Source organism: Dactylosporangium sp. NPDC049140, from assembly GCF_040648435.1.
In genome coordinates this window covers 1-18,323 of sequence record NZ_JBEZDS010000055.1, presented here as the reverse complement: position 1 = coordinate 18,323, position 18,323 = coordinate 1, and the positions used below count along the sequence as shown (strand labels likewise).

General features: G+C 74.2%; 19 protein-coding genes. 11 read left to right on the top strand and 8 right to left on the bottom strand.

All coding sequences use genetic code 11. The annotated features are described in order from the left end of the window. Positions 1-51: 51 nt before the first annotated feature. The 3 genes from AB0B76_RS49175 to AB0B76_RS49165 form a co-directional block, all read right to left on the bottom strand. On the bottom strand, positions 52-2,022 hold the full coding sequence (locus AB0B76_RS49175) for a hypothetical protein (protein ID WP_360390076.1): 1,971 nt from the start codon (positions 2,020-2,022) through the stop codon (positions 52-54). Positions 2,023-2,173: 151 nt separating this feature from the next. Further along, complete coding sequence (locus AB0B76_RS49170; protein ID WP_360390073.1) at positions 2,174-3,181, bottom strand: LacI family DNA-binding transcriptional regulator; 1,008 nt, start codon at positions 3,179-3,181, stop codon at positions 2,174-2,176. A 611-nt stretch (positions 3,182-3,792) separates the two neighbouring features. After that, on the bottom strand, positions 3,793-3,957 hold the full coding sequence (locus AB0B76_RS49165) for a hypothetical protein (protein ID WP_360390070.1): 165 nt from the start codon (positions 3,955-3,957) through the stop codon (positions 3,793-3,795). Between the two features lie 92 nt (positions 3,958-4,049). Here AB0B76_RS49165 and AB0B76_RS49160 point away from each other — a divergent pair, with 92 nt between their 5' ends. Beyond that, the gene (locus AB0B76_RS49160; protein ID WP_360390068.1) at positions 4,050-4,184 is read left to right on the top strand and encodes a hypothetical protein; all 135 of its coding nucleotides are present in this window, start codon (positions 4,050-4,052) and stop codon (positions 4,182-4,184) included. On the opposite strand, the gene AB0B76_RS49155 is transcribed toward AB0B76_RS49160, so the two are convergent. Next, positions 4,181-4,522 (bottom strand): GlsB/YeaQ/YmgE family stress response membrane protein, encoded by a 342-nt coding sequence (locus tag AB0B76_RS49155; RefSeq protein ID WP_360390065.1) that lies wholly within the window; start codon positions 4,520-4,522, stop codon positions 4,181-4,183. The two genes, AB0B76_RS49160 and AB0B76_RS49155, sit on opposite strands and share 4 nt — an antisense overlap. Before the next feature lie 113 nt (positions 4,523-4,635). Here AB0B76_RS49155 and AB0B76_RS49150 point away from each other — a divergent pair, with 113 nt between their 5' ends. Continuing rightward, positions 4,636-6,009, top strand: a complete 1,374-nt coding sequence (locus AB0B76_RS49150) for an NAD(P)/FAD-dependent oxidoreductase (RefSeq protein WP_360390062.1) — start codon at positions 4,636-4,638, stop codon at positions 6,007-6,009. 3 nt (positions 6,010-6,012) lie between these two features. On the opposite strand, the gene AB0B76_RS49145 is transcribed toward AB0B76_RS49150, so the two are convergent. Continuing rightward, on the bottom strand, positions 6,013-6,384 hold the full coding sequence (locus AB0B76_RS49145; RefSeq protein ID WP_360390059.1) for a VOC family protein: 372 nt from the start codon (positions 6,382-6,384) through the stop codon (positions 6,013-6,015). A 108-nt stretch (positions 6,385-6,492) separates the two neighbouring features. Here AB0B76_RS49145 and AB0B76_RS49140 point away from each other — a divergent pair, with 108 nt between their 5' ends. The 4 genes from AB0B76_RS49140 to AB0B76_RS49125 are packed head-to-tail and all read left to right on the top strand — an operon-like array spanning position 6,493 to position 8,660. Next, entirely contained in the window at positions 6,493-6,936 is a 444-nt protein-coding gene (locus AB0B76_RS49140) for a VOC family protein (RefSeq protein WP_360390057.1), read from the top strand. Beyond that, positions 6,933-7,109 carry a hypothetical protein gene (locus AB0B76_RS49135; RefSeq protein WP_360390055.1) on the top strand — a complete coding sequence of 59 codons (177 nt, stop codon included), beginning with the start codon at positions 6,933-6,935 and terminating at the stop codon, positions 7,107-7,109. The genes AB0B76_RS49140 and AB0B76_RS49135 overlap by 4 nt, the downstream gene beginning before the upstream one ends. Next, entirely contained in the window at positions 7,093-7,839 is a 747-nt protein-coding gene (locus tag AB0B76_RS49130) for an inositol monophosphatase family protein (protein ID WP_360390053.1), read from the top strand. Before AB0B76_RS49135 ends, AB0B76_RS49130 begins: the two co-directional genes overlap by 17 nt. After that, on the top strand, positions 7,836-8,660 hold the full coding sequence (locus tag AB0B76_RS49125; RefSeq protein WP_360390050.1) for a ribokinase: 825 nt from the start codon (positions 7,836-7,838) through the stop codon (positions 8,658-8,660). The genes AB0B76_RS49130 and AB0B76_RS49125 overlap by 4 nt, the downstream gene beginning before the upstream one ends. Before the next feature lie 58 nt (positions 8,661-8,718). Here the strand turns inward: AB0B76_RS49125 and AB0B76_RS49120 are convergent, their stop codons facing one another. Both AB0B76_RS49120 and AB0B76_RS49115 read right to left on the bottom strand, forming a co-directional pair. Next, positions 8,719-9,531 (bottom strand): IclR family transcriptional regulator C-terminal domain-containing protein, encoded by an 813-nt coding sequence (locus AB0B76_RS49120; RefSeq protein WP_360390047.1) that lies wholly within the window; start codon positions 9,529-9,531, stop codon positions 8,719-8,721. A gap of 11 nt (positions 9,532-9,542) precedes the next feature. After that, a complete protein-coding gene (locus tag AB0B76_RS49115) occupies positions 9,543-10,967 on the bottom strand; it encodes an amidohydrolase family protein (protein WP_360390044.1) in 1,425 nt (474 codons plus the stop codon). A gap of 138 nt (positions 10,968-11,105) precedes the next feature. Between AB0B76_RS49115 and AB0B76_RS49110 the strand changes: the two genes are divergently transcribed. Genes AB0B76_RS49110 through AB0B76_RS49090 form a run of 5 tightly spaced genes read left to right on the top strand, consistent with a single transcriptional unit; the run spans position 11,106 to position 15,195 of the window. Continuing rightward, the gene (locus AB0B76_RS49110) at positions 11,106-12,227 is read left to right on the top strand and encodes a CoA transferase (protein ID WP_360390041.1); all 1,122 of its coding nucleotides are present in this window, start codon (positions 11,106-11,108) and stop codon (positions 12,225-12,227) included. Then, positions 12,212-13,003 (top strand): citryl-CoA lyase, encoded by a 792-nt coding sequence (locus AB0B76_RS49105; protein WP_360390038.1) that lies wholly within the window; start codon positions 12,212-12,214, stop codon positions 13,001-13,003. Before AB0B76_RS49110 ends, AB0B76_RS49105 begins: the two co-directional genes overlap by 16 nt. Positions 13,004-13,014: 11 nt before the next feature. Continuing rightward, on the top strand, positions 13,015-13,878 hold the full coding sequence (locus AB0B76_RS49100; RefSeq protein ID WP_360390035.1) for an extradiol ring-cleavage dioxygenase: 864 nt from the start codon (positions 13,015-13,017) through the stop codon (positions 13,876-13,878). Continuing rightward, positions 13,875-14,237, top strand: a complete 363-nt coding sequence (locus AB0B76_RS49095; RefSeq protein WP_360390032.1) for a hypothetical protein — start codon at positions 13,875-13,877, stop codon at positions 14,235-14,237. Before AB0B76_RS49100 ends, AB0B76_RS49095 begins: the two co-directional genes overlap by 4 nt. Before the next feature lie 43 nt (positions 14,238-14,280). Next, positions 14,281-15,195: a zinc-binding alcohol dehydrogenase family protein gene (locus AB0B76_RS49090; RefSeq protein ID WP_360390030.1), complete on the top strand. Its 915-nt coding sequence runs from the start codon at positions 14,281-14,283 to the stop codon at positions 15,193-15,195. On the opposite strand, the gene AB0B76_RS49085 is transcribed toward AB0B76_RS49090, so the two are convergent. Beyond that, the gene (locus tag AB0B76_RS49085) at positions 15,169-18,201 is read right to left on the bottom strand and encodes a hypothetical protein (RefSeq protein WP_360390028.1); all 3,033 of its coding nucleotides are present in this window, start codon (positions 18,199-18,201) and stop codon (positions 15,169-15,171) included. The two genes, AB0B76_RS49090 and AB0B76_RS49085, sit on opposite strands and share 27 nt — an antisense overlap. Between the last annotated feature and the right edge of the window lie 122 nt (positions 18,202-18,323).

Below are 18,323 nucleotides of genomic sequence, written 5' to 3'. Positions count from 1 at the left end.
ACGGGGGCGGCGCACACGGTACCCGATCGTGCGCCACCCCGTGGCCCCAGGTCAGTGCTGCTTCGTCAGCGTGACCTGCCCCACCGGGGTCGGGTTCAGCAGGCTCATCGACGTGCCCTTGTTGCCCCACGTGTTGTTGGCGACCTCGGCGCTCTTCTCGGCCTTCGCCTGGTCGAACACCGCGTTCGTCAGCCGGTCGAGGCGCACCGTCCACGTCGAGTTGATGCCCTCGGCGGCGGTGGAGCCGAGGCGGACGGTGTACGTCTGCTTCGACATGCCCTTGCGCAGGTCGAGCTTGTTGTCGAGGTAGCAGCGGCCGCCGACGCAGACGGACAGCACCAGCACCGTGTCGGTCGCCCCGGCGTCCTCCGGCGCGATGGTGAACTGCGCGTCGACCGGCCACGGGACCGCGCTGCCGTCCAGCGGCGAGACGATCGCGGTGACCGGCGGCGGCCCGGTCGGCGACGGCGAGGCCGACGGCGACGGGGACGCGCTCGCGGACGGCGGGTCCGACACGACCGACGGCGTGCCCTTGGGGCGCAGCACGTAGAACGCGGCGCCGGCGGCGGCCAGGACCGCCACGACGCCGACCACGGCCACGACCAGCGGCCAGCGGCGGCGCTTGGCGTTGACGTCGCCCAGCGGCGGGACGACCGGCGGCAGCTCGGTGTGGTGCGGGGCCGGCGGCTGGTACGGGGCCGGCGGCGCCGAGGCGGGTACGCCCGACACCGGGTACCCGGACACCGGGTGGCCCGAGACCGGCACGCCCGACACCGGGGGGCCGGACACCGGGGGGAGCGCGAACGGGTTCGGCGGCAGGCCCGGCGGGCCGGACACCGGGGGGCCCGACACGGGCGGGGCCGACACCGGAGGCGTCGCGAACGGTGACGGGGGCAGGGGCGGGCCCGAGACCGGCGGGCCCGCGAACGGGGAGCCGGCGGGGGGCGGGGGTGGCAGGGGCGGCGCGTAGACGGGGGGCAGGGGCAGCTGCGGCATCGGCGGGAACTGCGGCGGCCCGGACACGGGGGGCTGGCCCGGGAACTGCGGCGGCCCGGCAACCGGCGGCTGGCCTGGGAACTGGGGCTGGCCCGGCCCCGGTGGCTGGCCCGGCCCAGTCGGCGGCTGACCCGGGAACGGGGGCTGGCCCGGCCCCGTCGGCGGCTGGCCCGGGAACGGCGGCTGACCCGGGATCGGCTGGCCCGGCACGGGCGGCTGGCCGAACACGGGGGGACCGGACACCGGCGGACGCGGCCCAGGCGGACCCGAAACCGGCGGACCCGAAACCGGCGGCCCGGGCATCGGAGGCGCACCGAACACCGGCGGACCCGAAACCGGCGGACCCGAAACCGGCGGACCCGGCATCGGTTGGCCCGGCACCGGCGGCTGACCGAACACGGGCGGACCCGAAACCGGATGACCCGGCATCGGCTGACCCGGCACCGGCGGGCCGGGCACCGGCGGCTGGCCCGGCGGCATCGGGGCGGGCATGGGCGGCGGCCCGGTCAGCGGCGGGCCCGGTACCACCGGCACGGGGTACATGGGGCCGCCCGGCTCCAGGCGCACCGTCGGCGCGTCGTCCTCCAACGCCGCCGCGCCGGGGTCCTGGGCCGTGATCTGGCGCGCGTGCACGACCGCCGGGTGGCCGGGGCCGAGCGCGGCCGGGCCGAAGCGGGCGACCCGCGCGAAGTGGGTCTTCGCGACGTACCGGTTGTTCAGCTCGGTCGCGACGACCGCGAGGTCGTGGGAGAGCAGCACGGCCAGCGGGTCGGTGTCGCCGCGCTGGCCGGCGGACTCCACCGCCTCCTCCAGCACGCGCCGCGCCATCATGGGGTCGCCCGCACGCGTGTGCAGGGCGGCGAGCTGGCGCATGGTGGCCAGCAGTTCGGGGTCGCCGTCGGCCAGGCCCGGGCGGCCGGCGGCTACAGCGCGTTCGAGCACCGCCCGCGCACCCGCGACGTCGCCGGAGTCGGCGAGCGCCTGGGCGTCGTGACGGGCTTGCGGGAGGGCAGCTGACGCGGACACGACGACATGTTGCACTCCCGCGGCGCACTGTGCCAACCCCGGTTCGTGCGGACCGCGGACGAACCGGCACCCGCAGTGACGAAGATCGCTGCGAACAACCCCGCGAGCTGCGGACTACGCGCGAGCCACGGACAACCCCGCGCCGAGAAACCTAGGCCCCCACCGGCCCGGCGCTGTCGCGCGGGATCAGCACCGGCGACACCAGCGTCGCATCGGGGACCGCGCGCCCGCCGAGCTTCGCCGCCACCAGCTCCACCGCCCGCCGCCCGATCTCCTCGGCGGGGATGCCGACCGACGTGAGGCGGGGCTTGGAGCGCTCGGCGAGGTCGTCCGGCCCGATGGCCACCACTGACACGTCGTGCGGGACCGAGCGGCCGAGCGCGGCGAAGGCGTCCAGCAGCAGCGGTACCGCCGGCTCGTTGTGCACCACGACCGCCGAGAGGTCCGGGTGCCGGGCCAGCAGCGACTCCGCCACGGCCTGCACGGCGTCCGGCGACGGCTCGCACGGCACCGTCGAGCCGGTGAGGCCCCGGCGGCGCAGCGCCTCGTGGAAGCCGTCCGCGGTACGGCGGGCGAAGCCGAGCCCGCGCTCGTACACCTCCGGCGGCGAACCGATCAGGGCCACGCAGCGGTGCCCGAGGTCGGCAAGATGGTCCACGCAGGCCGCGCCGGCCGCCGCGAAGTCGAGGTCGATGCAGGTCAGGCCGGTGCCGTCGGCCGGGAAGCCGATGAGCACGGACGGGCGGCCGAGGGTGCGCAGCCGGGGCAGGCGCGGGTCGTGCTCCTCGATGTCCATGACGATGAGCCCGTCGGCGAGGGAGCTCGCGGCGACCCGCTCCAGGCCCTTCTCCCCCTCGTCCTGGGTGAGCAGCAGCACGTCGTGGTCGTAGCGGCGCGCCGCGGTCACCACCGAAATCACGAACTGCATGAGGATCGGCACGTAGAGCCCGGTGTACAGCGGCATGATGAGGGCGATGACGTTGGAGCGGTTGCTCGCCAGGGCGCGGGCGCCCGCGTGCGGGTGGTAGCCGAGCACCTCGATGGCGGCCAGGACGCGGGTCCGGGTCTCCTCCGAGATGGTCCGCTTGCCGCTCAGGACATACGAGACGGTACTCGGGGAGACTCCCGCCTGCTTCGCCACGTCACCGATCGTTGCCATGGCGCACACGGTAGCCGGTCACGCACCACGCGTCCCGCACGGCAGGCACTCCGGTCGATCACCGTCCGGCCGCCCGCTCGCCCCCGCAGGGTTTTTGGCGGTTCAGGGGAATCGGCGAGCCATGTCCGTTTTCATGCACCTTCCACCCGCGAACCAAATCACTACAGAAGCGCACCGCGATGACGATGGCCAGGCGTGGGCCTGTTGTCGCGTTCTCAACCCGCCGCCCGGCCCGAGCCGGTGCCGCGGGACGTCGAGGCGCTCGAGGAACTCGTCACCGCGCCGAGCGGCGCGTTGGACGAGGCGAGCACCTGGCGGATCACCGTGGAGTCGCTGGTGCGCTCCTACGACTACCACTACGGCGCCGTCTGGCTGCCCACCGGGCCCGGGGCGTGCTCGAGACCGGCCGATCGCCGACCGGCTGCGGGCGGCGCCGACGGGGCTCGTCGCGCGGGCGCAGCAGAGCCGGCAGCCGATCTACCACGGCGACCTGGCCGAGGTGCGGGACTGCCGGCGCACGGCCGAGGCGCGGCGGCCGGGCTGCGCCAGGACGCCAAGGACCGCGCCGCGGTCACCGAGGTGGTCACCGCGCTCGGGCACACCTCGGACAGTCAGACGGCGATCCGCGGGGCCCTGGACACGGTGCGCAGCTCCTTCGGCTGGGCGTACGGATCGTACTGGGAGATCGAGGAGCGCGACACCGGCCCGGTGCCGGTGTTCCGGCACGAGTCCGGCTCGGCCGGGCCGGAGTTCCGCGACGTGACGCTGGCGGCCACGTTCACCGAGGGGGTCGGGCTGTCGGGGCGGGCATGGAGGGCGCGCGACCTGGTGTTCGTGGCCGACCTCGCGCGGGCGCGTGGTCGGCACCATGGACTTCTTCACCACCGACCGGATCGAGCTGAGCGACTCGCGGGCCTCGGCGCTGCGCAACGTCCAGCAGCTGGTCTCCCAGCGCCTCCTGGAGGACCAGGCCCACCTGGCCCGGCTGCTCAACGAGCGTTAGCGGTCGTAGTCGTACCGGTCGTGATGGTGGTGGCGCCGGTCGTGGTCGTCCGAGCGGAAGGCGCTGGTCAGCGCGGCCGCGAGGCCGACCCCGACGACGGCGATGCCGACCTGCACGCCGATGACCAGCCAGTCGTACCCGTGGCCGGCGACCGTGAAGTGCTTGTCGCTGTGCAGGTTCCAGCGGTCCGCGGCCCAGGTGCCGGCCACCGCGGCGGCCATGCCGATCACGGTGGTCAGGATGATGCCGATCGACTGGCGGCCGGGCAGGATGATGCGCGCCACGATGCCGATGACGGCGCCGAAGACGATGGCGGCCAGGTAGTCCTGAAAGTGCACCGGGTGCCTCCCACCCTAGAGGAGCTGTCCCCCGCATTGTTCCGCCCCGGCGCAACCCCGCCCCTCCCGCGTACGGTCGTAGGTACATGCCCGAACGAAGGGGAGTCCGTGTGATGCAGGAACGCAGCTTCGACGTCGTGGTCGTCGGGGCCGGGCCGGGCGGGGAGGTCGCGGCCGGGCGGCTCGCCGAGGCCGGGCTCGGCGTGGCGATCGTGGAGGACCGCAAGGTCGGCGGGGAGTGCTCGTACTGGGCCTGCATCCCGTCCAAGGCCCTGCTGCGCCCGGGCGAGCTGCTCGCCGAGGTGCGCCGGGTGCCGGGGGTGCGCGAGGCGGTCACCGGGCCGCTCGACGCCGCCGAGGTGCTGCGCCGCCGTGACGAGCTGATCGGCAACCTCGACGACGCCGGGCAGCTGCCGTGGCTGGAGGAGCGCGGCATCACCCTCTTCCGCGGGCGGGGTCGCCTCGACGGGGAGAAGCGGGTGGTCGTCGGCGACACCGCGCTCGTCGCGCGCCGGGCGGTCATCCTCGCGGGCGGGACGGCGCCGGCCATGCCGCCGATCGAGGGGCTGGCCGAGGCGCGGCCGTGGACCAACCGGGAGGCGACGACGGCGAAGACGCTGCCGGGGCGGCTGGTGGTTCTCGGCGGCGGGGTGGTCGGGGCGGAGCTCAGCCAGGCCTACGTCTCGCTGGGCACGAAGGTGACGCTGATCGAGGGCGAGCGGCGGCTGCTGCCCCGCGAGGAGGAGTTCGCGTGTGAGCAGGTGACGGCGTCGCTGACCGAGCAGGGGGTCGACATCCGCACCGCGCAGAAGGCGACGTCGGTACGCCGGGACGGTGACACGGTCGTCGTGAACCTCGGCGACGGCGGCACCGCGACCGGTGACGAGCTGCTCGTGGCGACCGGGCGGGTGCCGGAGACGGCGGGCCTCGGGCTGGAGTCGGTGGGGCTCACGACGGGCGGGTACGTCACCGTCGACGAGGACACCAGGGTGCCGGACAAGGACTGGCTGTACGTCATCGGCGACCTCAACGGCCGGGCGCTGTTCACGCACATGGCCAAGTACCAGGCCGCGCTGGCCGCCGGGCACATCCTGGGCCGGCCGATGGCCGCGACCCACCTCGGCGACGGCCCCGGCGCCCCGCGCGTCATCTTCACCGACCCGCAGGTCGCCGCGGTCGGGCACACCGCCGAGTCGGCCCGGGCCGCGGGCATCAGCGTGCGCGTCGTGGACCTGCCGACCTCGGGCAACGCCGGCGGCTCGTACTACGGCAACGGCGCCCGCGGCACCAGCCGGTTCGTCATCGACGAGGAGCGCCAGGTCATCGTCGGGGCGACGATCACCGGCTCGGAGGTCGCCGACTTCCTGCACGCGGCGACGATCGCGGTGGTGGGCGAGGTGCCGCTGAGCCGCCTGCGGCACGCGATCCCGGCGTTCCCGACCCGCAGCGAGATCTGGCTGTACCTCTTCAACGCCCTCGGTCTCTAGGCTCTAACCGGGCCGGCCGATCTCCCACTCGTGGCCGAACGGGTCCACGATCCGCCCGACCAGCCAGCCGTGCTCGGGCGCGACCGCCGACGTGGCGGTCGCGCCCGCGGCCACGGCGCGCGCGTGCACGGCCTCGGGGTCGTCGACGACGAGCAGGACGCGCCCGGTGGTGCCGCCGGCCGCGGGCGGGCTGAGCCGGCGCCGGCCCGCGTCGGCCTGCACCACCCAGAAGACGGCGCCGCCGGCGTCGAGCTGGGCGACGACGTCCTCGCCCTCCCCGACGCGGTGCAATACCCGGGCACCGAACGCGGCGGCGTAGAACTCGACCGCCGTGGCCGCGCCGTCGACCCACAACTCCGGCTGGATGCTCGCCATCGGGTCACTGTAGCCAGCGCCGCGGCCACGGCTACGCCGAGTGAGCCGCGGGGCCGGATCCGGGGTGATCCGGGGCCCCGGCCGGCCGCGGCGCGGGATCGTTGCCGGGTGGACTTCAAACTCGAGGTAGTGGTGATCCCCGTCGCCGACGTCGACCGGGCCAAGAACTTCTACGCCGGGCTGGGCTGGCGCCTGGACGCGGACTTCCCGGGATCCGACGGGCTGCGCGTGGTACAGCTGACGCCGCCCGGATCCGAGTGCTCGGTCATCTTCGGCGACCGGCTCACCACCGCCGCGCCCGGCTCCGTGCAGGGGCTGCACCTCGTGGTCAAGGACATCGAGAAGGGCCGGGCCGAGCTCGCCGAGCGCGGGGCCGACATCAGCGAGCCGTTCCACGACGCCGGCGGGGTCTTCCACCACGCCGGCGACGAGGCGCGGGTGCCGGGCCCGGACCCGGGCCGCGGCGACTACGGCTCGTTCGCGTCCTTCCGCGACCCGGACGGCAACGGCTGGGTGCTGCAGGAGATCAAGGTCAGGGCGCCGGGCCGGTGATCCGCTTCGACACCGCCGAGGAACTCGCCGCGGCCCTGCGCCGCGCGGCCGAGGCGCACGGCGTACACGAGCAGGAGCTCGGGCACTACGACGAGGGGTGGCCGGACTGGTACGCGGCCTTCATGCTGCGCGATCCCGCGACCGTACACTCGCCGGATGCCGAACGATCATGAACTCGCCGTGACCGCCGCCGAGGCGGGCGCCGCCGTGGTGCGGGCCCGCTTCGGCGCCGAGCTCACGCGGTTCGACAAGGGCGCCGGCGACTTCGCGACCGCCGCCGACCTGGAGGCCGAGGCGGCGATCCTGGATGTACTGCGCGCGGCCCGCCCCGGCGACGCGGTCACCGGCGAGGAGAGCGGCCGCACCGGCCCCGCGGACGCGGCGCGCGCCTGGCTCGTCGACCCCCTCTGCGGCACCCTGAACTTCGCCTCGGGCGCGATGAACGTGGCGGTCAACGTGGCCCTGCGCGCGTCGGGCCGCACCGTCGCCGCGGCGGTCGCCGATCCGTTCTCCCATCGGGTGTACTCCACGCAGGGCCCCCTGACCCCGTCCGCGCACACGGCCCTCGTGGACCTGAACCTGGACCCGCCGTTCCCGAACCAGCGGATCGCGCGCCTGCTCACGAACCCGGCGTTCGAGGCCCGGTTCCGCCCCCGCGTCCTGTCCACCACGCTCGCCCTGGCGTGGGTCGCGACCGGCCAGCGCGCGGCGTACCTCACCGACGGCGACGTACGCGCCAGCGTGCACTTCGCGGCCGGGATCGCCCTGTGCGAGGCCGCCGGCTGCGTGGTGACCGACCTGCGCGGCGGCCCGGTCGAGTCGGGCGCGAACGGCCTGATCGCGGCCGCGGACGCGCGGACGCACGCGGCGCTGCTCGCGCTCACGTACCATCCGATGCCATGAGCGTGGTGGTCGTGGGCGCGGTCAACAACGACCTGGTCGTGCGCGTGCCCCGCATCGCCGCGCCCGGCTCGACAGTCGTCGCGACCGCCTCCTCGACCGGCCCGGGCGGCAAGGGCGGCAACCAGGCCGCCGCGGTCGCCCGCCTGGGCGGCGCGTGCACCCTGATCGCCCGCGTGGGCCCCGACTTCGACCCGGCCTCACTGTCCTCCGTGGACCTGTCGTGCCTGGCCCGGGACAGCGCCCCGACGGGCCTGGCCGTGGTCCTGGTCGACGAGGCCGGCGAGAACGCCATCACGGTGGTACCAGGCGCGAACGCCCGCCTCTCCCCCGCCGACATCCCGGCCCTGCCCGGCTCGGGCGTGCTGCTGGCGAGCCTGGAAGTGCCGCTCGACGCCGTGCTGGCGGCCGCCCGGTCCGGTTGGCGTTTCGTGCTCAACCCGGCTCCGGCGGTACCGCTGCCGCCGGAACTGCTGTCCCGGGTGGACGTCCTGGTGCCGAACGAGCACGAGCTGGCCGTGCTGGGCGCCCCGGCCGACCTCCTGGCCGCGGGCGCCGGCGCCGTGGTGGTGACCCTGGGCGCCGCGGGTTGCCGCATCCACCGCGCGTCCGGCACCGTCGACGTCCCGGGCCACCGCGTGGCCACGGTGGACACCACGGGCGCGGGCGACGCCTTCTGCGCGACGCTGGCGTGGGCCCTGGACACCGGCCGCGACCTGGACGAGGCCGCACGCCTGGCCTGCGCCGCGGGCGCCCTGGCCACAACGGCGGTCGGCGCGCGGGCCGCCCTGCCCACGGCCGCCGAGGTGACCGCCCTGCGCTGACAACCTGTCCGAGCCGATGCACTGGTCGGCCTGCTCGAACAGGAGCCGCCGCCGAGCCCTAAGCAGTCGGTGACGGGGCGGTGGCCAGCGGGACCGCGTCGAGCAGGGACCAGTCGTGGCTGATGTCCGCCGCGGCGCGCAGCAGTAGCGGCAGGTGGTGCTCCAGCAGGTGCTCGACCGTCGTCTCGGCCGCGTGGACCGTCACGTTCAGGGCGGCCACCACCCGCCCGTCCCCGTTGCGCACGCCCGTGGCCACCGAGCGGACGCCCGGGGCCAGGTCCTGGTCGGCCAGGGCCCAGCCCTTCGTGCGGACCTCGCGCAGGGCCGCGTCCAGCTCCTCGCGCGGCGGGCGCCAGCGCGGCGTGATGCCCGAGCGGCTCGGCTCGGCCAGCAGGGCGGTCAGCTCGGCCGGGGTGAGGGCGGCGAGCAGGACCTTGCCCATCGAGGTGGCCGGGGCCGGGAAGCGGGTGCCGATGGTGACGGCCAGGGTGACGATCTTCGGCACCGCGACGCGCGCGACGTACACGATGTCGGAGCCGTCGAGCTGGGCCAGGGACGTCGACTCGCCCGTCGCGGCGACCAGGCGCTGCATGTGCGGGCGGGCGACGTCCCAGATCGACAGGGCGTTGACGTACGCCATGCCGAGCTCCAGCACCCGTGGGGTGAGCGCGAAGCCGCGCTCACCCGACGAGCGGACGTAGCCGAGCTCCTCCAGGGTGAGCAGAATCCGCCGGACGGTGGGGCGGGCCAGGCCGGTGGCGGTGGCGACCTCGCTCAGGGTCATCACCGGCCGGCCCGGCCGGAAACAGCGCACCACGTCCAGACCGCGCGCGAGAGCCTCGATGAAGTCCGGTCCCGCTTCGCGTGGCATGAAGCCCCTTCCTACTGCTTCCGCTGCGCCGAGCCGGCGTCGTAGTCGGTGTACGTGTACGGATTGTCCGTCACCTTGGTCTCTGGAACGTCGGGATTCATGCCCTTCTCCCAGGCGTCGCGGCCCATGGTGGCGATGAGGTGCTCGACGGTCGCCTCGACATCGGCGCGGGCCTTCGCGAGATCGGCGCCGACCAGCCGGTGCTCGTGCTTCACCACGCGGCCGTTCACCACGACGGTGTGCACGTCGCCGCGCTGGGCCTGGAAGGCGACGTGGCCGTACGCGTTGAGGATCGGGAACATCACCGGGCTCGCGTCGTTCTTCAGCAGTACGACATCCGCCTTCTTGCCCGTCTCCAGGCTGCCGATCCGGTCGTCGAGGCCGAGGGCCTTGCTGCCGCCCCGGGTCGCCCAGTCCACGACCTGCTCGGCGCGCAGGTGCACGTGGGTGACGGTCTCGGCGCGCTCGTGGGCCTGCAGGTGCTCGCGGGAGCGGTCGGCGCCGAGCGTGGTGCGCATGGCCGAGAACAGGTCGCCGCTCCACCACACGCTGGTGTCCATCGACAGCGAGACCGGGATCTTGTGGTCGCGCAGCGCCCAGGTGGGCGGGTACCCCTGCCCGGCGCTCTGCTCGCTCTCCGTCGACACCGAGACGCTGCCCCCGGTCGCGGCGATGCGGTGGTACGAGTCGTCCGTCAGCGTCGCCGCGTGCACGTAGATCGTCTGCGGGGTCATGAAGCCGTGCTCGTGCATGAGCCGGATGCCGTCGTCGTTCGTCGCGCCCCACACGCCGGCGTGGGTGGTGACGGGCACGCCCAGGTCGCGGGCGACCTCGAAGGCGGCCTTCTCGGGGAAGGCCGGGTCGCCGGTGACGTCGAAGGCCATCTGGAAGCCCAGCAGGTCCGAGCCGGTGATGCGGCGGGTGACGAAGTCGCGGAACTCGGGCGCGGCCGACCACTGCCACGGGCCCTGCTGGATGTTGCCGTACGCGAGCACGAACCGCCCCGGCACCGACTCCAGCGCGTCCACGGCGGCGTCGGCGTGCTCGGTGGTCTGCAGGCCGTGCGACCAGTCGACGGTCGTCGTGACGCCGGCGTCGAGGGCCTCCCAGGCCGCGAGCACGTTGCCGGCGTGGATGTCCTGCGGGCGGAAGTGCTTGCCCGACTCGAGGTAGTACCAGACGAAGTACTGGGTGAGGGTCCAGTCGGCGCCGTACCCGCGCATCGCGGTCTGCCACATGTGGCGGTGCGTGTCGACCATGCCGGGCATGAGGATACCGCCGGTCGCGTCGATCTCCTGCGCGCCGGGCGGGGCGGTGAGCCCGACGCCGATCTCGGCGATGCGCTCGTCGACGATCAGGACGTCGGTGCCGGGAAGAACGGTGTGCGCGTCGTCCATGGTGAGGACCAGGGCGTTGCGGAAGATGACTGCGCCCATCGCGGGCTCCAATCTCGGACATGTGTCCGCCTGGCGGCCAGATTGGCTATGTAGTGGCATTCTGTGCTCGGCGTTGTATCGTGTCAACGAGTTGCGGACGGTCGTCCGCACAGCGGACACCGATCAAAGGACGGCGCCGTGGGACCCCTGGACGGGCTGCTGGTCGCGGACTTCTCGCGAATCCTCGCGGGGCCGTACGCGACGATGCTGCTGGCCGACCTCGGCGCCGACGTGATCAAGGTGGAGGGGCCGGGCGGGGATGACACCCGCACGTGGATGCCCCCGATCCGCGACGGCCTGTCCACCTACTATCTCGGCATCAACCGCAACAAGCGGTCGATCGCGCTGGACTTCCGCGTGGAGGAGGACCTCGCCGCCGCCCGCGAGCTGGCCCGCCGCGCCGATGTGCTCATCGAGAACTTCAAGCCGGGCGGCCTGGCGCGCTTCGGGCTCGACTACGACACGCTCGCCGCGGCCAACCCCGGCCTCGTCTACGCCTCCATCTCCGGCTTCGGCACCGCGGCCGGAGCGGCTCTGCCGGGGTACGACCTCATGGTCCAGGCGATCTCGGGCCTCATGAGCCTGACCGGCGATCCGGACGGGCCGCCCTACCGGGCCGGCATCTCCGTGTTCGACGTGATGGCCGGCATGCACGCGGGCCTGGGCATCCTCGCCGCGCTGCACCATCGCGCCGGCACCGGGCGCGGCCAGCACGTCGAGGTCAACCTGCTCGCCTCGGCGCTGTCCGGGCTCGTCAACCACAGCAGCGGGTACGTCGCCGGCGGCACCGTGCCGTTCCGCATGGGCAACGCGCACCCGAGCCTGTTCCCGTACGAGCCGCTGCCGACCGCCGACGGCGAGCTCATCGTCATCGCCGGCAACGACCCGCAGTTCCGCAAGCTGTGCGGGGTCCTGGGCCTGGAGCACCTGCTCGACGACCCGCGCTTCGCGCACAACCAGGACCGCACCGCCAACCGCGAGGCGCTGCGCCCGCTGCTCGTCGAGGTGCTCGCCACCAGGGGCAAGGACGAGTGGTTCGACCTGCTCACCGCGGCCGGGGTACCGTGCGCACCGATCAACACCATCGACGGCGGCGTCGCCTACGCCGAGAACCTCGGACTCGACCCCGTCGTCGTCACCGGCGGCGTCCCCGGCGTGCGCAACCCGATCACGTTCTCGGCGACGCCCCCGCGGTACGAACTGGCGCCCCCGGCCCTGGACGAGCACGGCAAGGAGATCCGGCAATGGCTGAAGAGCTGAGCTTCCCCACGGGCATCGGCACGTCCGACGCCGACCAGATCCGGCTGCTGGGCCAGGATCTCGCGGCCGACCTGATGGGCAAGGTCGGCTTCGGCGAGCTGGCGTTCTGGCTCGTCGCCGGCCGCCGCCCGTCCCCCGGCGAGACCCGCGTGTTCGAGGCCGTCCTCGTCGCCCTCGCCGACCACGGGTTCACCCCCACCGCGATCGCGGCCCGGGTCACCTACGCCAGCGCCCCCGAGTCACTGCAGGGAGCCCTCGCGGCCGGACTCCTGGGCGGGGGATCCCGCTTTCTCGGAGTCACCGAGGACTGCGGCCGGTTCCTTTCCGGTGTACTGCAGGAGCTCGGTGAACTGCCGGCGACCGACGCGGACTGGGACAAGGTCGCGGCGGATGCGGTGCAGACCCAGCGCTCGGCCGGCCGGTTCGTCCCCGGCCTCGGCCATCCCGTGCACAAGGTCCAGGACCCGCGCACCCCCGTCCTCATCTCGATCGCCGAGGAGGAGGGCCTGCGCGGGCCCCACCTGCGCCTGTTCGAGGCCGTCGGCCGGGTGCACCCCGCGGTCCTCGGCCGCACCCTGCCGCTCAACGGCGCCGGCGTCTGCGGCGCCGCCCTGGCCGACCTGGGCCTGCCCGTGGAGATGCTGCGCGGCTTCGCGCTGCTGGCCCGCGCGGCCGGCCTGCTCGGGCACCTGGCCGAGGAGCGGCGCACCAACCTCGGCCTCGAGATCTACAAGACCGTGGACCGAAACGCGAAGTACACCCCCGTCACGGACTGAAGGGAGCCGCCGTGGCCGAGATCGTCGCGGTGATCGCCTCTACGCACCACCCGTTCTACTACAAGGCCAGCACGGCCACCGGCGAGGACCGGCCGCCCTTCGCCGACGAGTGGGTCGCGAAGATCCTGCGCTTCCGGGAGACGCTGACCAAGGCCCGCCCGGACGTGCTGGTGATGGTCGGCTCCGACCACTTCCACCAGCTCTGGCTGGACAACATGCCGCAGTTCCTCATCGGCAAGGCGCCGTTCTACGACGCCAACTGGTACAACGAGGAGCGCGAGTTCGGCCTGCCGCGCATGAAGCTCAAGGGGCAGGAGGACCTCTCGGCGTACATGCTGCGGGAGGGCCTCGACGCCGGCTTCGACCTGGCGTTCAGCAACGAGCTGCGCATCGACCACAGCATCACGTGCCCGATCATCACGCTGCGGCCCGAGGCCGACCTGCCGATCGTGCCGGTGTACACCAACATCTTCGCCCCGCCGCTGCCGCAGCCGAAGCGCTTCGTCCAGCTCGGCCAGACCATCCGCGAGCTTGTCGCGTCCTGGCCCAGCGACCTGCGCGTGGCCGTCGTCGGCACCGGGCACCTGTCGCTGGAGCTCGGCGGCCCGCGCCAGTTCGGCCCGCACGGCCCCGACCCCGAGTTCGACGCCCGGGCCGTGGAGTGGATCGCCAACGGGGACCTCGACGGGTGCCTGTCGGAGGTAACCTTGGACAGCCTGCACGCGCCGGGCAACGCCACCCACGGGTTCATGGACTTCATGCTCATGATGGGCGTGGCCGGGGCCGGGCGGAAGGCCGACTACGTCGACACCTTCGACCTGTTCCACACCATGGAGGCGTACTTCACCTGGTACCCGTCGGGGGCTCCGGCATGAGCAAGTATCTGCTGAACAAGTTCCTCTTCACCGTCGACCGCGACCCTGACCTGGTGGAGCGCTACCGCACCGACCCCGCGGGCACCGTGGAGTGGTGGGAGGCGAACATGGCCAACTCGCTGCTGAACTGCCACACCGGCGAGGCCTCGACGTGGCTTCGGTTGGACGACGCCGAGCGGTCGGCGCTGGTCGGTCACGACTATCCGGCACTGTTCGAGCTCGGCGCGCACCCGTTCCTGACGCTGACGCTGTTCATCGCCATGTTCGAGCGCGACCACGACGAGCCGCTGGGCTTCCAGAAGCAGTACGCGCTGCGCCTGCAGCACTTCAACCTGCCCTACCCGGACATCGCGACCTGACGTGCAAGCCGCCCTGATCCTCCAGTGTGGACGCCCGCCGGTCGTGTCGTCGTACGACGCTGAGTTCTCCGGCGGCGTCCGGGTGGCCGTGACCGCGGCCCCGATCACGCCGCTGGACGTGCTGTGCGCGACCGGCACGTCGTACTTCGGCTCCCCGCCCGTCCCGTACGTCCCCGGCGTCCAGGGCGTGGGCACCCGCCCCGACGGCACACCGGTGTGGTTCGCCACCGACGCCGGCATGCGCCCCGGCGACGGGAGCATGGCGGAGTACGCGAACGTCCCCGAGGCCGACATCGTCGAGCTGCCGCCCGGGGCCGACCCGGCGCTGGTCGCCGCACTGGGCCTGTCCGCCGTCGCGGCGTGGCAGTCCCTCACCTCGTGCGGCGACCTGCGCCGGGGTGAGCAGGTCCTCATCCTGGGCGGCGGCGGCATCGTCGGCCAGGCCGCCATCCAGATCGCGCGCCTGCTGGGCGCCCGCCGCGTAGTGACGGCCTGCCGCTCGGCCCGCGCGCAGGCGCGGGCCGCGGAGCTGGGCGCGGACGCGGTCGTACCCCTGCTGGACGACGACACCGTCCCGGACCTGGCGGCCCGCCTGCGCCCGGCCCTGGACGGCCCCCTCGACCTGGTCCTCGACCCGCTGTTCGGCATCCCGGCCGCGGCCGCGCTGCAGGTCCTGCACCCGGGCGGCCGCCTGGTCAACCTGGGCGGCTCGGCCGCACCGACGGCCCCGATCGACTCGGCGACGCTGCGCAGCGGCTCGTTGCGCATCCTGGGGTACACCAACAACTCCCTGACCAAGCCGGAGCGGGCCGAGACCCTGCGCACGATCGCGGCCCACGCCGCGGCCGGCCGCCTGAACGTGTCGTACGAGGCCGTGCCCCTGTCCGAGGCCCCGGCGGCCTGGACGGCCCAGTCCTCCGGCGCGGCAACGTCACGCCAGGTCCTGCTGCCGCGCTGACAGGAACGAGGCCACCAGCTCGGGAATGAGCGGCCGCGCCAGCTCCGGCGGCAGCGCCAGCAGGGCCCGCCCCTCCTTGGTGTCGGCGATCCCCCGCAGGTCGCCGGACTCGAGGTGGTCCGAGAAGTCGATCATCATGTTCGCGAAGATCGTGAAGAGGCGCCGGCCCCCCAGCAGGTCGGTGTGGGCGCGGTCGGCGCCCTCGCCGAGCGTGCGGGCCAGCTCGCGCAGCTGCTCCGTGTCCAGGCGTCCGCCGTGCCGGGCCGCGACCACCGACGCCAGCCCGTGCAGGTCCGGCGGGATCTCGCCGGGCGCGGCGAGCACCGCCAGCTCCGGCCCGTCGGGGAGCCACCGCCGCAGCAGCAGGGCCAGGTCGCGCGCGATTCGCGGGCTCGGGTGGTGCACCTCCTCCCGGCTGCCGTGCAGCACGGTCCGCCCGGCGGCGAGCTGCATGGCCCGGTCGGTGCGCAGCGCCGCGATCTCCACCATGTCCTCGGCCCAGCCGCCCGCCGGGAACTGCCACGCCGCCGCCGGGTGCTCGCCGTCCGTGACCTGCAGGCGGCTGATGAAGGGGCCCCAACCGGCCGTCGGGGCGAGCATCGCCTCCCAGAGCCGCACCTGCCCCGACCACCATTCGCCGGTCTCGGCGCCGGGCGGGCCGAAGCGGCTCAGCGGCACCGGGCCGTCGGCCATCGCGAGGCGCAGCGCGACGGCGTTGGCGGTGTAGGTGGCGAGCCGGCGCACCGGCGGCGCGCCCGACGGGTCGTAGGCCGCGTGCCGGCCCGCCGTCCAGCGGTGCTGGGCCGCGCTCACGATGTGCTCGAGGACCCCGGCGACGGCCTCGTCGCCGCGGGCCTGCTCGGCGAAGAGGTCGATGGTGCGCGAGCCGGCCGTGGCCAGCAGCGTGTGCGACAGCAGGGCGAAGAGGAGGTCGTCGTCCCAGACCTGCGACGCGGTGCGCAGCGTCCGGGCCTTCGCCGCGTCCCGCAGCAGCTCCAGCGTCTGGAAGGCCACCAGGAAGTCGCCGAACGTCGCGTGGAGGAACTCGTAGCTGCGCCCGGCCGCGCCGGCGTCGGCCTCGGCCGCCACCACGAAGAAGAAGCGGCCGATCACGCGGCGGGCCGGGCCCAGCGGGCGGGCCAGGTCCCGGGGGCGGACCGGGACCGTGGCCGCGGGGCCGGGCAGGGCGCGCAGGTCCGCCTCCAGGTCGTGCTCGGCAAGGTGCTGGCGGCCGCGGTTGAGCATGCCGAACGCCACCAGGCCCAGCTTCCACAGCTCGGCCGCGACCCGCTCCTCCTGCGGGTGGCCGGGGGCCTGGTTGTCGGGGCGGGCCAGTTCGCGGTGGACGAAGTCGTCGAGGAGCATGCGGTACAGGGCCGCGGTGGTGCCGTCCGCGGGCAGCTCCCGCCCGGCGGCGACGATCGCGAGCAGGAGCAGCAGGAGCGGCTGGCGGGCGAGGTCGCCGTACTCGCGCAGCCGCGCCGCCTCCACCGGCCGGCTCGCGCCGCCCGCGTTGGCCTCGGCCCAGCGCTCGGCCCACGTGCCGATCTGCTCGTCGGTGAACTCCTCGAGCCGCACGACCAGGCAGTCCTCGGGGATCGCGGCCAGGTCGGCGACGAGCGTCCGCGAGGTCACGATCACGGCGACCGGCCCGCCGCCGGCCGACTCGGTGCGCTGGAAGTCCATGACATTGCGCAGGTACCGCGACTCCGTGGCCCCGGTGGCCTGCATCAGCTCGTCCAGCCCGTCGATCAGCACGACCCGCAGGCAGTCCTCGCTCGCCTCGCAGAGGGTGCGCCACTCGACCCGGCCGTGGGTGGACTCGCGCAGGACGTCCTCGATCTGGCGGTACACGCTGGCGGTCGGCTCCGCGACGTCGCGCAGCGGCACCCGCACGGTCATGACGGCGTCGGTCGCGGACAGGCGCGCCGTGCAGACCTTGGTGAACAGGCTCTTGCCGCTGCCCGGATGGCCGAGCACCACGAGGGGGCGCTCGGCCGCGGCCGCCGACACGACGTGGGCCGCGACGAACCCGGCGAGGTCGGTGCCCCGGCGCTGCTGCTGCCACCACTCCTCCTGCGCCGGCCGGGACGACGGGCCCATGACGGCCCAGCGGAAGTGCGGCTCGACGTACCCGCGCTGGACGACCGGCACCCGCACGGTCGGCGGCCCGCTGGTCGCCTCGTCGAGGTTGACGATCGGGCTCGTCAGCACCGCCCGGTTGATGCCGCGCAGCGCCTCGAGCGCCACCCGCGACGAGCCGGCCAGCGACCGGGTCAGCTCCTCGAGCCGCGCGAGCGCGTCCTGCTCGGCCCGGTGCTCGCCGAACACCGCCCAGATCCGGAACTCCGGCACGTCCGCGGCGAGGCGGAAGTACTCGGCCCGGTACCGCTCGAGTGCGGCATCCCGCAGCTCGTCGGCGACGCCCGTGCGGCGCCCCGAGCGCTGCCACGCCTCGAGCCCGGCGAAGAACCCGACGCACCGGCGGGCGAGCTCGTCGTAGTACGGCCGCAGGGCGCCGTCGAGGTTCTCGTGGAACCCGCAGCCCGCCCACGGGAGCCGGACCGGCAGCGACAGCAGCCGCCCGGCCAGGCTCCCCAGCTCCTCCCGGTGCCGCGGCAGCGCGGACAGGCGGGCCAGGTCGTCCTCGCCCAGCTCCAGCTCGTCGTAGACCGGGCCGACGACCTCGCGCACGGCGGCGAAGAACGCGGCGACGGCCAGCGCCGCGTGTGTGGCCGCGAGGACCTCGTGCCGCCGGTGCCCGCCCGACCGGCGCAGCTTCCCACGGCCCTTCGCGACCAGTTCGTCCAGCCGCGCGACGAGCTCGTTCTTCTGGTCGACCCAGCCCCAGGCGGCCAGCAGCCACGGCTGCCCGGTCGCCGCCCCGACCGGTCCGGCCGCGAGGATGCCGGCCCCGAGCAGCCGGTCGAGCACCTTGATCGTCGGCGAGCGCTTGCCCAGCAGGATCTCGCGCGCGTTGCCCAGGGAGTCCGCGGACCGGGTCATGCCGCTCGACCCTAGCCGAGTCCGGCAAGCCGTTACCTCTCAGTACGCTTTGGTGAGCACACGGTTGGCAGTCCCGCCTTGCGGTGGGACGGTCCCGGTCTGACCGGCTGATGCCGTGCCGG